Raw genomic sequence first — 14267 nt, 5'->3', positions numbered from 1 at the left:
TAGTACCACTGCCAATGTCAGTAACTTAGTCATAATTAACGGTGGTGCTGGTAACGATAACCTGCAAGTAACAAACATCAACGGCTTGAATCAGCTAGTCGTAGTCGGGGGAATCGGAAATGACAACCTCACAGTTCAGCAATCTACCAACACCCACACAATCCTAGTAGGAGATGAAGCCACCATCCAATACACAGATAGTTGGCTGAGTCAAATTACCAGTAACAGTGGTAATGGCAACGACACCATTACACTAAACAGTGGCAAAAATACAGTCCTCGCAGGTGCAGGAACAGACACCATTAGGACCAACAACGGCACAAACCGTAACATTCTTCTAGGAGACAACGGTACAGCCAAATTCAGTGCCGGGAACCTCACTCAAATTACTAGCACTGATAACGGTAGCGGTGGTCAAGATATCATCCAATTGAATGGAGGATTAGAAAACCTAGTCATCGGTGGGGCTGGCAGCGACACAATTACAAACGCTACACCAGGTAACAGGGGCAACAACGACAGCGATGTCATCTTCGGCGACGAAGCCGACCTCACCGTCACCAGCAACGGCTACGATATCACCTCCATTAACCCCAACAACGGTGGTAACGACACAGTACAAGCCCTAGACAATGCCCAAAAAGTAGTAGTAGGTGGCATAGGTAATGACAATATCACCACAGGTAAAGGCAACGACCTAATCACAGGAGGTAACGCCCGCATCCGTCGCATCTTCAACGGTGTTTGGAACTCCTTGATCACCTTCATCTCTGGTACAGGAACAGACAACGATATTCTCAGAGGAGGGGATGGTAACGACATCATTTATGGTCAAGCAGGAAATGACAGCCTCTATGGAGAAGCCGGAGACGATGTATTAAGCGGTGATGAAGGATCTGACTTTATTGATGGTGGTGCAGGAACAGACCGCATGAGTTACCAAAGCTCTACCAGTGGCGTAATCGTCAACATAGATAGCACCAAAGGCTATCAAGGCACAGGTGGTATCACCTTTACCTCAATCACCCAGTCCACACCACTGGTTACCAACCTAGAACCAGTTTTTAACATAGCCGCTAACACAGCCCAAGACAGCTTTGGCAACCTTGACCAACTAGCCAACTTTGAAAACATCACCGGTTCAAACTATAACGATATCCTCATTGGTAATGCCCTTAATAACAAAATAGAAGGTTTGGCCGGAGACGACATTCTCATTGGTAACGCCGGCAATGACAGCTTAGAAGGCAACGAAGGCACTGATACCGTCAGCTACCGCCGCGACCCACTAGCAGTAATTGCTAACCTCACCACTGGCATGGCTACTGATGGCTTTGCCAATACCGACAGCCTCACCAACATTGAAAATTTAATTGGTAGTGCCTATAACGACCAACTGACAGGCAATACAGTCAAGAACCGAATTTACGGCGGTGCTGGCAATGACACGATTTTAGGTGGATTAGGCAACGATGAACTCTATGGTGAAGATGGTAATGATACGATTACTACTGGCGCAGGTGATGACATTATCTATGCTGGTGAAGGGACTAACATCATTAATGCTGGTGACGGTAATAACACCATTTACGGTGGTAGTGGCAACGATACAATCACTACAGGCTCAGGTAATGACGTGATCTACGCCTTCGGGGGTGATAACATCATCAATGCTGGTAATGGACTAAACACAATTACTACTGGTGCTGGTAGTGATACCATCACATCTGGCAATGACAAGGACATCATTCAGGCTGGTGATGGCAACAATACGATTAATGCTGGCAATGGCGATAATGAGATTACTACTGGGGCTGGTAATGATAGAATTACCACTGGTATTGGTAAGGATATAATCTTCGCTGGTAATGGTTACAACTACATCACGACTGGGGATGGTAATAAAAAAATTACTGGTGGTGATGGACGTGATGATATCTTTACTGGTAGCGGTGATGATGTTATTATTGCTGGCAATGGTGACAATAATATTAATGCCGGCAATGGTGCTAATAATATCAAGACTGGTTCTGGTATTGACAGTATCACTTCTGGAAGTGGTAATGATATAATTGATGCTGGTAATGGTAATAATACTGTTAATGCTGGTGATGGCAATAATACTGTCACTACTGGCTCTGGTAATGACAGAATTACCACTGGTTCTGGTAATGATACGATTTACTATGGCGACGGTATTGATGTGATTAATGCTGGTCTTGGTACTAATGTTATCAAAAAGTCGAAGTCATAAGTGAGTCGATAAGAGTAGGGATATTATATATTATTGTTCTGGTGGGCAATGCCCACCCTACATAGCGCTTGCTGAATAAAACTGAAACCTTTTATTTTATCCAACATTCAGCATGAGTAAATATACTCAAAATATTTTTCCCAGCAGGTTATTTTGTCAAAAAAAGAATTTCATAAAACAGCTAAAACCCAATCATAATAACCACTTCATGCTTTTTGCCATCTAGGTCGGTATTCAATGAATTTAATCTCAAACCAACTAATTTATTGACATTATTCTCAATAAGCTTGATTTGAGATTTAGATAGAGATGCGATGGCTGCGCCGCGCCGAAGGCATCGCCCTAGTATAGAATTGCGTGTCATTGTCTGAAAGCCTTGTTATCATTGGGTTATGGATAATTCCGAAAATTCAAAAAACACCTGCGGAATGTGGGTTCAATGATTCTGGACTAGGTTTTCCATTACAATCACCTCAGAATCAAAATTTTGTACTTAGTCGTTTTATTGACTATATATCTGCTTTAATAGTAATTATTCCTATTTAGCCTCAATAAATTTTAATCACCCCTCACAGGTATTAGTTCTTATGTACTAAATATATTGCTTTCCTTGGGGTGTGACACTTGGGGGTGCGGAATGTGGGTATTAATCATGCCAACGGTGAGGAGACATCTGTTTAAGCTGTTACGCAGCTAAATTTGATAACCATAATTTACTTGAACTTTGTAGTGCGGGCATCTTGCCCGCTAGAATTATACAAACTAAATGCACAACAGCTTAATTATCTCATCTTCATAACCAGATACAAACTTAGCAAACCGGACAGCTAAAGGAGGAACAAAAACAAAAGAACTAGTAAAACCAGAAAATAGATGCAGTCCTGAAAATTCAGAAATAGCACCAATTAAAGGTAATTTATCCTGAGTAAATGCGACTAAACAATGATGCCATATTCCTGGTACATTTCCTAAACTTGGTAATATTTTTGTGATGCTTTCTCGTAACCATTGTTCACTTGCTGCTGAGTTAATTTCTGCTTGCGGATTTACTAAAAATCGGCTAACTTGACCTAAGCGTAAACTACCGTCCACAAATTGCACCACACCAGCATCTAAAATTGGTGGTAGTATTTCAGTATCTGGGTTATCCCATAATTCATCAATTTGAGTAGATTCTGCTTCTAATTGAAATCTTTGCAAATTTGCTGGTGATACTAAGGTATGTAATTTAATATCCAAAGGTGGTGTTTCAATAATTTCTGCATGAGAAAAATATATTTTCGCAGTAATACCCATTGATTTTAGTAATTTTCGACTAATTCCTCCAGCACAAATAACAACATTATCACCATAAAAAGTAGTGGTATTTGTTTTCACACCTGTACATTTTTTGGAAGGTGTCGTGATTAATTCTAAAAAATTCCCAAATTCAATTTCTCCTCCTAAATTTACCATAGCTTGAATGTAAGCTTGAGTAGTTTTTTCTGGGTGAACATGACCATGTTTAACAGTTAATGCACCAGATATGACTTGAGGATTTAATAAAGGTTCTAATTCACAAGCTTCTTGAATAGTAATTAACCGCGGAGGAATCAAAACTTCTTGATAGGATTGAAGCATAATTTCAGGATTCATATCCACAGGAATAGTCATTAATAAATCTAATTCCCGAAATTGAGTATCTGCATTTAATTCCTGTGATAAGATACGGTGACGGGTAATACCTTCTTCACATAATTGTTGTGTAATTGGTGTTTTTCCTGACCAAAAACTAATTCCACCGTAACTATAACGAGTAGCATTTTGAGATATTTCATATTGTTCTAACAAAAGGACAGAAAATCCGACTTTTGTTAGTTCATAAGCAAGTGCAGCACCAGTAATTCCCGCACCAATAACAATCCAGTCGTAAGTTTTCATAATTTCGATATTTAAGATTTAAAATAAATTACACCACAATACAGTTAAGTTAAAAATGCTTTTTCTCTGTGTCCTCTGTGCCTCTGCGGTTTGTTTTAAAAAAGAGTTTTATTCCTAACAGAAACCTATTGAACTATACCATATTTTTCTAATTTTTCTAAAATTGCTGCAACCCGTAAAATTAAAGCTTCATTATAGGGTGCTGCTATTAATTGTACTCCTAAAGGTAGAGAATTTTCTTGATGAATAGGAACAGATAAAACAGGTAAACCAATAAAAGATAATGGTTGAGTGAATAAACCCAAATGAGGACGAATCAGAATTTCCTCACCATTTAATATCATAGTTTTTTGACCAATTAAGGGCGCAGTAATGGGTGTTGTCGGGGCAATAATTATATCTACATTTGCAAATATTTCTCTAACTTGATTTTGATACCATTTTCTAAACCGCTGCGCTTGTAAATACCAACTACTAGGAATTAATGCACCTGCCAAAAAACGATCTCGCGTCACAAAATCAAAGTCTTGGGGACGGCTTTTTAATTTATCTAAATGTAAATTCGCTCCTTCACAAGCGGTAATAATAAAAGCCGCAGCACGGGCAATTTTTGCTTCTGGAATAGTTATATGTTCACTTACATTTAAAGCATTAGCAACCTTGAGAACGGCTTCCAAAGCCTCTATATCTGCATTTTGGGTAAAATAATCATCGGCGATCGCAATTCTCAAATTAGAGATATCATGATTTATTTGTGGTAAACATTTAGAAATTGGACGTTTTGTACAAACTGGATCTTTTTCATCTTCACCCTGTAAAACATCAAAAATTGTGGCAATATCTCGGACTGAATTAGCAAAATGACCGATATGATCTAAACTGCTAGAAAATAATTTTACACCTGCACGGGATAACCTGCCATAAGTAGGTTTAAACCCAAAAACACCACATAAAGCCGCAGGAACACGAATAGAACCGTTAGTATCTGAACCCAAAGTAAAAGGAACTAAACCCCCAGCAACCGCAGCAGCAGAACCACCAGAAGAACCTCCCGCAACACGGTTTAAATCATGGGGGTTATGAGTTGTGCCATAATGGGCATTTTCTGTGACAAATCCATAAGCATATTCATCCATATTTAACGTCCCAAGTAACACCGCACCGGCTTTTTTTAATCTCTTAATTGCGGTTGCGTCTTGGGTAGAGGGGGGATTTTCAGCATTGATTTTTGCCCCTGCTAATGTTGTCAAACCTGCAATATCAAATAGGTTTTTCACTGCAAAAGGTACACCAGCTAAAACACCGGGATTTTTCCCTCCTGCAATTTCTTGATCAATATTTGCTGCATCTTGTAAAGCTGTTTCTGTGGTAATAGTTGTAAAGCAATTTAATTGATTATTTCTATCAGCAATTCTAGTTAATGCAGCTTGGGTAATATCCACTGCGCTAATTTTACCTGATAACACATTTTCGGCGATAGATACAGCATCTTTCATGGTTCATTTATGGTTCAAAAATAGGTGCAATTTCCATTGATTCTGGCAAAGGGAAGTTATTGACGATTTCAGCGATATCTTTGATTTTCTCAAAATTGGCAATTACACTATTTTTGTATTCATCATCTATTGGTAAATCCAATAATAACGACATTTGATGAACATATTCTTGAATTTGCAAATTATTATTTTCCATCTTTGTAGGGTGAATAATACCCACTAAAAAACTATAAATTACCCAAAATAACTATATATTCAAATTGGATTAGGTTTAGATAACTTCTATTGTAACTGTTCATATTCAACATTTCTATATTTGATCATAAATGGTTCATTTTATGATTAAGGCTCTATAATAAAGTAGTTTGATTTATAACCCCTTTTATCAATATGACAACTAGCGATATTATAACCAAGGTGGACTATCTCCGCATCAGTTTAATTGATCGCTGCAATTTTCGTTGTCAATACTGTATGCCATCAGGTGCAGAACTTGATTATATTGTCAAGGAACAATTGTTAACTGATGAAGAACTGCTTACCCTCATTCAAGAAGTATTTATCCCTGTCGGTTTTACCCGCTTTCGCTTAACTGGTGGTGAACCTTTACTCCGTCCCCACTTAGTTGATTTAGTTGAAAAAATTGCTCATCTTCCCCAAACCGAAGATTTAGCAATGACTACAAATGGGTTTTTACTCGCTCCTATTGCTCAAAGCCTCTATGATGCAGGTTTAACAAGAATTAATATTAGTTTAGACTCTTTAGATCCACATATATTTGAAGAAATTAGCGGTAATCATGGGCGTGGACGTTGGCAACAAGTATGGCAAGGTATCCAAACTGCGTATAATGTAGGATTTGACCCATTGAAATTAAATGTGGTAGTAATTCCTGGTGTTAATGACCATGAAATTTTAGATCTAGCTGCTTTAACTATTGATAAACAATGGCACGTCCGATTTATTGAGTTTATGCCTATTGGTAATGAAGACTTGTTTGGCGATCGCGGTTGGGTATCTTCAGCCGATTTGCGTCAATCAATTGGTGAACGTTGGGGCTTGACAGAATCTCAAATTCGTGGTAGTGGACCGGCCGATGTATTTAAGATTCCTGGAGCTAAAGGCACAATAGGATTTATTAGCCAAATGTCAGAATGTTTTTGCGATCGCTGTAATCGGATGCGTTTAAGTGCCGATGGTTGGCTACGTCCCTGCTTATTAAACGAAACAGGTCAAATTGACTTAAAAACTGCTTTACGTGCTGGCATTAGCACCACCGACTTACAATCACAAGTCAGACAAATTTTAAATATCAAATCAGAAATCAACTTTAAGCAACGCGACTCTGGTACTGTCGGCACATACACCCGTACCATGTCGCAAATTGGCGGCTAGTACCGCAAGGCGGAAGTCAAAAATCAAAAGTCAAAAGTCAAAAGTAATATTGAGCAAGCTTTTTGACGATTAAGAATGGCTGGTTTATTTACTCCGTGCTGTAGGAGTCATGAGTCAGTTGTTCGTTGTCAGTTGTTGCTTTTGTAATAACCACTGACCACTGACCACTGACCACTGACTATTACGCTTGACGTGAGTAGTATTCCACCACGAGTAGTTCATTAACTTGTAGTGCTACCCATTCCCGTTCAATTACACTATTGACCTTACCAGATAACTTGGTTTTATCAAACTCTAGATGACTAGGCAAGTTAGCTAAACCGGGATATTGCAAGTTAGCTTCCACCAACTTCTTAGAAGCTTCTCTGTTTCTCACAGCGACTTCTTCACCAGGACGGCATTGATAGCTGGCAATATTTACTGGTTTGCCATTAACAGTTACATGACCGTGATTTACCAATTGACGGGCGGCGGGGATTGTCGGAGCCATACCCATGCGGAAAACCGTATTATCCAGGCGCATTTCTAACAATTGCAGCAACACCTGTCCTGTAGAACCAGCTACTCGTCTAGCTTTACGGACATAACGCAGCATTTGTTTTTCAGTTAAACCGTAGTTCATGCGGAGTTTTTGCTTTTCCTCTAAACGGATAGCATACTCAGAGCGCTTTTTACGGTTTTGACCATGTTGTCCAGGGGGATAAGCACGTCTAGCACTCTTGCGAGTTAAGCCTGGTAATTCGCCTAAACGACGGACAATTCTGAGGCGGGGTCCTCTATATCGGGACATGAGTTTCCTTAATTTAATCCTTCTAAAATTTTATTCAGACCTACCATTATGGCATAGTTCCCAAAAGCATAGACATTTTATAGCTAAATTGTCTTTTAAGTAGTGAGACAGAATTAATTACACAACGTCATTGCGAATGGAACGAAGTGAAATGAAGCAATCGCAAGGGTTGTGATTGCTTCCCTTCGCTCGCAATGACTGTAAATATTTTTGTCCAATTACTTATTTACCGCTAATATTCACAAGAAATCAATCCGTTGAATTCACCACTTTTCGGTGATTGCACCGACATTCCTTGATGGTAGAAAATTGGGACTAGATTCTACGGTAGCATAACCTTGGTGGAATCGAAAACGGTTATGTTAACAAGCGAAAAAAAAATGAGTAACTTTGGGAACAAAAAAAACAATTATTCCTTCAGAGGATTTACAGCATCATTTATAACTATAGGTGGATTGCTACTCAGTAGTTTACCTACTCTGGCTGTTACCGATTCCTATGAGAATGACTATCGAGTTTGTGCTGCTCAACTATTGAGTGTAGGAGTTACAGCTACATCAGCATCTCAAAGTTGTGCTTCGGCAATTCGCCCACGAGAGTTATCCTCATGTGTAGCAAAAATTCATAAGCTTACACAAATTACACCCGTGGATGCCCTTTCTTCCTGTCGTCAGAGTCGCAGTCCACAGGATTTAGCAACCTGTGTAGTTAGCATTAGTAAAAGTTATCAGGGTTCAGAAAATCTAGCTACCTTAACATCCTGTGGTCGCAGTTTGTTACCAGTAACCTTTGCTGAGTGTGTAGTTGGTTTACGTCGGGAAATTGATTTGAGTCCTGTTCAAGCATTAACTACTTGTATTAGTGCCAGTGAAGGATCTAGTGGTTTTGGTGCCGTGTCTACAAAGCCATTGGGTTTTAACCCCAAGCCGTAGACTTTCGCCTTGACCCTCAACTCCCATGAGTAAATAGATTTACAACGTAGGGTTGGTAAATATGCCACCCTACGCAACATAAAAATTTTGTTTTCTATTCATCTTTATTACCAACAACCATCTGTAAGATCATCGGGACTCCGCCTTCTTTGTGATATTTATCACCCCAAGACCGGATAATTTCATCTAGTTCCTCCATTGCTGGCTCAATCCAATCAGGTGGAATATCCAATTCTTCCACAGCCCGCATTGTGTTTGGTTTGCGCTCTGCCCAATATTTCATCATGCGGAAATACCGAGCCGTGTCCTCGACCATTGTGTATGTACGTTCTTGGTCATCGGCTGGAGCATAGAACGGACGGGTGAGAGCATAAAAAGGCATTCCCCAGGGACAATCAATGCGTGTTACCGTTCCTGAATACAGTAGACGACGCTTAATATGTTCGGCTAATGCTTCACTCAAGGGCATCTGATGGCTAGGGGGTAGGTCTTCCTGCGATCGCTTATGAAGAAACTCAATTAACTCCATAAATTCAAAGGAGGTAACTAACTTCGCATCAGGAAGATTGTCTGGGAGCTTTTGCTCAATTTGTTTTTTCTCTTCACTGGTCAAACTCGTACCGGGGACGCGGGATCTTCCTGGTATCCAAGGATACTTTTCCATCCAGACATAGGGAAGTTGGATCAGATAGCGCGGTTCTTGAGAACCCAGCATTTTTAGCAGTTTGCCTTCAGTTAAAGCAAGTCTAACTTCTTCAACAATGATTTTTACTCGTTTCGGTTCAAGGTGGTGCAAATGACCAGTCATTCGCAGGTTTTGTCCTTGCTCTAGATAAGTCATGTAAATTGCACACTTGGCTGCTGTTGCGGCTGCATCTAAAAATGCTCCATGCCTATGGCCACTTGTACGCATGGCACTAAATGCCAGATAAAGCATGATCTGATCCATCGCACTAGGTCCAAGACGCTTGATCAGATCGATGTCGTTGGTCATATTCTACAGACGGATAAATGGCTTGTTTACAAGTGTGATATTGAAATCAAACTAAGAATTATACACCCAGTTGGATACAAATATTTTAAATCTAAACCTAAAATTGCTGTTTGACTCGGGAATTTTTAGGCGGTAAATACTGAGGGTGTAAATTGATGGTTTCTCACATCGGACTAACTAGCCCCTTCCCCTGGTAAACTCAAAGACTTTAGATACTCAGGGTGTTGGGATGCAGGGGTATAGGGTAAGACGGAGGAACGTTAGATTGATTTACATTTTGTATCTTAATAACTTATTATAACTGCCTATTCCTGAAATATCTACATATTTTCCAAGAATTTTTCCAGAAGTTTTTTGCTGATAACTTTATATAACAGGAGTCAGAAGTCAGGAGTCAGAGAAAAAAGAAAATTCCCCACTCCCCTCCCTACTCCCCCAACCTCCTCCACTCCCCCAACTCCCCCAACTCATTTAGTAGGTTGTAGCTGATTAGGTGTTTTTTTCCAGCTAATACTTGCTGCACCCAGGGTCACTAAGATAACTCCTATAACTTGGACAATATTTAGGGATTCTTGCAGCATGATCCCGGCGAAAATTACGGTTAAAATCGGGACTGTAGCTCCAATTAAAGAGGAGAACGGAGAGCCTAGTTTACGAATGCCAAAATTATTGAATAAGTAACCGCACAAAGTTAAAACACCTAATATAAACGCACTTAATACCAGTTCAAGGATGTTAGATGAACTAATTGCTACACTTAAATTACCGGGTAATGGAATTATTAAGCAGATAAGACTTAATAACAACATGGTGGTGAAGTTAATTAAAGTCAAAGATACAGGATGTAACTTGAGTTTAGTAGCACATATCCTGGTGAGAATGACGTAAATTGCAAATGCGATTCCAGATAGAATGGCTGTGGTGCTTCCCAATGAGGTGTTATTCACCCCTGTAGACTGACTACCTAAAACTAATAATTCACCGCAAAAAATTGCTGCCATTGCTCCAGTAACTAGTGAATTAGGACGTTCCTGAAATAGAAACCAGGACAGAAACACGCTCATAACTGGATAGACAAAGAAGAGAGCGATCGCCATTCCTGTTGTTACTTCACCAATAGCAATGTAAATAAATACCTGTGATACAAATAATAAACAACCACTAATTACTGACAAAAATAGAGCCTGTTTAGTTTTATTCTGAGTAGGTGTTGCATTTGCTCCCAATGAAGCAAATAAATTTTCTAATTCTTGCCAAATAGGAGGATGTAATATAGGTGATAAAAGTAACATTAATGGCACAACCACTAATAAGCGCAGCATCAGAATCAAGAAAATATTCCCCAATGTCGGAAAGATTAACTGCTGTGTTGGCAATCCTGCCAATGGGTTAGAAGCTGTAAAGAAAATCGCTTTAATTGCTACGTTGTAAAGAGACGAAACCACTGTAGACAAAGCAATAAAAAGGAAACCTATCTGCAACTGTGACCAATTAGGAGATGTCCGGGATCTTTGTTGTCTGGGAGTTATTTGTTGTTGAGGTGTAATCGGTTGTTCAGGTGTTGTTGGTTGTCTAGGAGTTGTTTCCCGTCTTAATTTTGGTGTTGGCGGTCTTCCAGTGGGTAAATTAGGAGTTAAAACAGAAAGTGGTTCAGGTTTTGTATCTCCCAGGGATGGTGCTGTTAATACCTTAGAAGTCAAAATAGCACCAAGTTCAGAATTTGGATCTTCCAATGGTGTATCTAGACTTATAAAAGAACTAGGTACAGATGCTTTATCTGCTGCTGATGTATCTGGATTTACGAAAGAACTGGGTTCAGGGGTTTTATTGTCCGGTATTACTGTTGGTAAATCTGGATTTACAAAAGAACTGGGTTTGGAAGTGTTATCTATTGGTGAAGATAATATAACCGCATTGGCTGCTGATGTAGAATCACTGTGTGCTGATTCATGAGGAATCAAAGCAACTGGTTCAACCATGATTCTTTGTGGGGATTTTTCCGAAGAACCATTTTGATGAGTTATGGCTTCACCACGCAGATTATCAGATAGTTGTAAAACTGTAGGTGCGCCTCCTGTTGTTGTTTTGACGGAGTTAGCATCTCGATTTTTTTCTACTTCACTTCGCAGACGATTGACAAATTCTGCTAGTATGGCTTCCCCTTGCTGTTGTTGGCTATACATCCGTGACAACTGCTGGGAAAGATCACCTTGATAGTTTTTGAGTTCTTGTAATAGTGAATTAAAGGCAATAGTTACCGTCCCATCCAGACTGTCTAGCATATTAGTGACATTCTGTCCGATTTCATTAATAGCATTATTGTTTAATTGAGTATTTTGCAGCGCAGATGAATCAGAGGAGTTATGCTCTACGGATTGAGTAGCTAAAGTTTTTAGTGACGATTGTAATTGGGAAGATATATGTTTGGCTAGAACTTCTGCTAATTGACGGATTAACACTTGCTGTTCGGTGATTTGCCGCGATTGTTGTAGATTTTCTTTTTCCTCAATTAACCTTTGAATATCGCCAGATAAGCGATTTTTTTCAGTTTCTAGCCGTTTTACGTCTTCCTGCAACGACCTCAGCAGATTTTGTTGAAGATTTTCTAAATCTTCAACTACATCCCATAGAGCATTTTCTGCGGCTCTGGATAGCTCACCTCTAATGCGTGGGTTTTCTGGTCGCTTCTCAAATCGCCCCATCGGTTTCTAGCCTCTAACACCTTGATGATTAAGTTACTCGGCACTTTGCGCGAACAACACCTGTATTAAGTTTCCTGGAGAAAAGGCAGGAAACTGAACAATTTCACCGAACTTATCAATTTAATTAACTTATAAAAGCCTTACAAATGAATACCTAACTACAAGCATTAAATCCGTGCGGAATACCTATTGCTTGATAGTTGCCATCATGATCGCAAACTGCTGTAATTTATAGAAGGCGACAGGGAATAGGTTTTGGGAGATTCTACTGTTTGTTACATAACATATTTTGTTTTTTCATGTCCACCTATCTAGTAGTCTGTCAACCCGAAAATGACGGGTGAAGGCAAGCAGGGGGAGAAGAGAGGTAGGGGGGTGGGGGAGGTAGGGGGGGTAGGGGAGGTAGGGGGTAGGGGAGGTAGGGGGTAGGGGGTAGGGGGGTGCGGGAGGGAAGAACAGAAGTTTTTTCCGATCATTACCCCCCGTCAAAATAAATTTGACGAACTACTAGTGCCAGTTTAGTGCCATAATGGTAAAAATAGTGGCACTCAGGGCGACGCTGATGGGAATGGTAATTAACCAAGCGGCGGCGATATTTTGGATAGTGGCAAATTTTATTGATTTAATATTTTGTACCAGTCCAATCCCCACAACTCCACCGACAAGGGCATGGGAGGTGGAAACGGGTAAACCTAAGCGGGAGGCTAATAAGATAGTGATGGCTGTGGCTAGTTCGGCGCAAAATCCGCTACTAGGTTCTAAGGAAATAATATTTTCGCCAATGGTGGCAATAACTTTTTTACCCCAAACTGCTAATCCTGCCACAATGCCGATCGCACCGAGAACCAGAATCCACGAGGGGATGGTGAGTTCATCACTGGGAACTTTACCTTGTTGGTTGATGTAGGCAATTACTGCTAGAGGAGCGATCGCATTACCAACATCATTAGAACCGTGAGCAAAAGCCACAAAGCAAGCGCTCAAAACTTGAAATCTGGCAAATAAACCTTGAATTTTGTTTTCAATTTGACTATTTACCAATTGTCGCCAACTGATCAAGGTCAAGCTAATTACGGCGATTCCACCAATGAATAGGGTAATGTCGTGAGCGGGAACATTAAATTTTCCCTCTGTGAGTAAGAACTGGCTCAAGGGTTGAGTGATTGTCGGGAGAACGATAATACCAAATACACTCAATAGCAATGCACTTAACCAGGGAATCCATTCTTGTAGCTGAGAGAGAGGTTGGGGTTGGTTAAAAATCCATTGTTGAATCAAACTATACAAACTAGCGGCGATCGCTCCACTAATTATTGGTGTTAAAATCCAGCCTATGGTAATTAAACCAATGGATGACCAATCCATTGCTTCTACCCCCAATGCTACCCAACTAAAGCCAGCGATCGCTCCCACAATGGCATGAGACGAAGACACCGGTAAACCCCTAGCTGTGGCAATTTGTAGCCAGATCCCAGCCGTGAGCAGTACCGAAATCATCCCCATCACTAAAGTCTGTGGTATCGTCGCAAATAAAACCGGATTTGCAATTTTCGTGCCGAGGGTAGACGTTACCTCTTGTCCAAACAAGACAGCACCAAGAAACTCTAACACCCCAGCAATCATGATCGCCTGTTTGAGAGTAATAGCCCCAGAACCCACAGAAGTTCCCATCGCATTAGCAACATCATTTGCACCCAAATTCCAGGCGACATAGAAGACTAAAAGAGCGACTATCGCAGTTTGCAGTTCCATAAATTGACACTCCCCTGGCTAAAGCCGAGGGG

At 40.3% G+C, this 14267-nt stretch carries 9 protein-coding genes and 1 pseudogene; 3 read left to right on the top strand and 7 right to left on the bottom strand.

Annotated features, from left to right (window positions below; translation table 11 throughout):
• Positions 1-2254: pseudogene (locus FJR37_RS22770) on the top strand (calcium-binding protein); the annotation flags it as partial.
• 762 nt (positions 2255-3016) lie between these two features.
• Here FJR37_RS22770 and FJR37_RS22765 read toward each other — a convergent pair.
• The 3 genes from FJR37_RS22765 to FJR37_RS22755 form a co-directional block, all read right to left on the bottom strand.
• Positions 3017-4174 carry an FAD-binding oxidoreductase gene (locus FJR37_RS22765; RefSeq protein ID WP_168467196.1) on the bottom strand — a complete coding sequence of 386 codons (1158 nt, stop codon included), beginning with the start codon at positions 4172-4174 and terminating at the stop codon, positions 3017-3019.
• A gap of 125 nt (positions 4175-4299) precedes the next feature.
• On the bottom strand, positions 4300-5670 hold the full coding sequence (locus FJR37_RS22760; RefSeq protein ID WP_168467195.1) for an AtzE family amidohydrolase: 1371 nt from the start codon (positions 5668-5670) through the stop codon (positions 4300-4302).
• 7 nt (positions 5671-5677) lie between these two features.
• A complete protein-coding gene (locus FJR37_RS22755) occupies positions 5678-5866 on the bottom strand; it encodes a DUF4089 domain-containing protein (RefSeq protein ID WP_168467194.1) in 189 nt (62 codons plus the stop codon).
• A 212-nt stretch (positions 5867-6078) separates the two neighbouring features.
• On the opposite strand from FJR37_RS22755, the gene moaA reads away from it, so the two are divergent.
• Entirely contained in the window at positions 6079-7065 is a 987-nt protein-coding gene (gene moaA, locus FJR37_RS22750) for a GTP 3',8-cyclase MoaA (RefSeq protein WP_168467198.1), read from the top strand.
• A 181-nt stretch (positions 7066-7246) separates the two neighbouring features.
• Here the strand turns inward: moaA and rpsD are convergent, their stop codons facing one another.
• A complete protein-coding gene (gene rpsD, locus FJR37_RS22745) occupies positions 7247-7855 on the bottom strand; it encodes a 30S ribosomal protein S4 (RefSeq protein WP_027401392.1) in 609 nt (202 codons plus the stop codon).
• Between the two features lie 380 nt (positions 7856-8235).
• Between rpsD and FJR37_RS22740 the strand changes: the two genes are divergently transcribed.
• Complete coding sequence (locus FJR37_RS22740; RefSeq protein WP_168467193.1) at positions 8236-8787, top strand: hypothetical protein; 552 nt, start codon at positions 8236-8238, stop codon at positions 8785-8787.
• A gap of 94 nt (positions 8788-8881) precedes the next feature.
• Here the strand turns inward: FJR37_RS22740 and hetR are convergent, their stop codons facing one another.
• The 3 genes from hetR to FJR37_RS22725 form a co-directional block, all read right to left on the bottom strand.
• Positions 8882-9781 (bottom strand): heterocyst differentiation master regulator HetR, encoded by a 900-nt coding sequence (hetR, locus tag FJR37_RS22735; RefSeq protein WP_039203357.1) that lies wholly within the window; start codon positions 9779-9781, stop codon positions 8882-8884.
• 467 nt (positions 9782-10248) lie between these two features.
• Positions 10249-12483 carry an EamA family transporter gene (locus FJR37_RS22730; protein ID WP_168467192.1) on the bottom strand — a complete coding sequence of 745 codons (2235 nt, stop codon included), beginning with the start codon at positions 12481-12483 and terminating at the stop codon, positions 10249-10251.
• A gap of 507 nt (positions 12484-12990) precedes the next feature.
• Positions 12991-14235, bottom strand: a complete 1245-nt coding sequence (locus FJR37_RS22725) for an inorganic phosphate transporter (protein WP_053541237.1) — start codon at positions 14233-14235, stop codon at positions 12991-12993.
• Positions 14236-14267: the final 32 nt, after the last annotated feature.

Origin of the sequence: Aphanizomenon sp. UHCC 0183 (assembly GCF_009712065.1) — a bacterium.
In the GTDB taxonomy this organism is placed as follows: Bacteria; Cyanobacteriota; Cyanobacteriia; order Cyanobacteriales; family Nostocaceae; genus Dolichospermum; species Dolichospermum heterosporum.
This window is presented reverse-complemented; position numbering and strand designations above follow the sequence as displayed.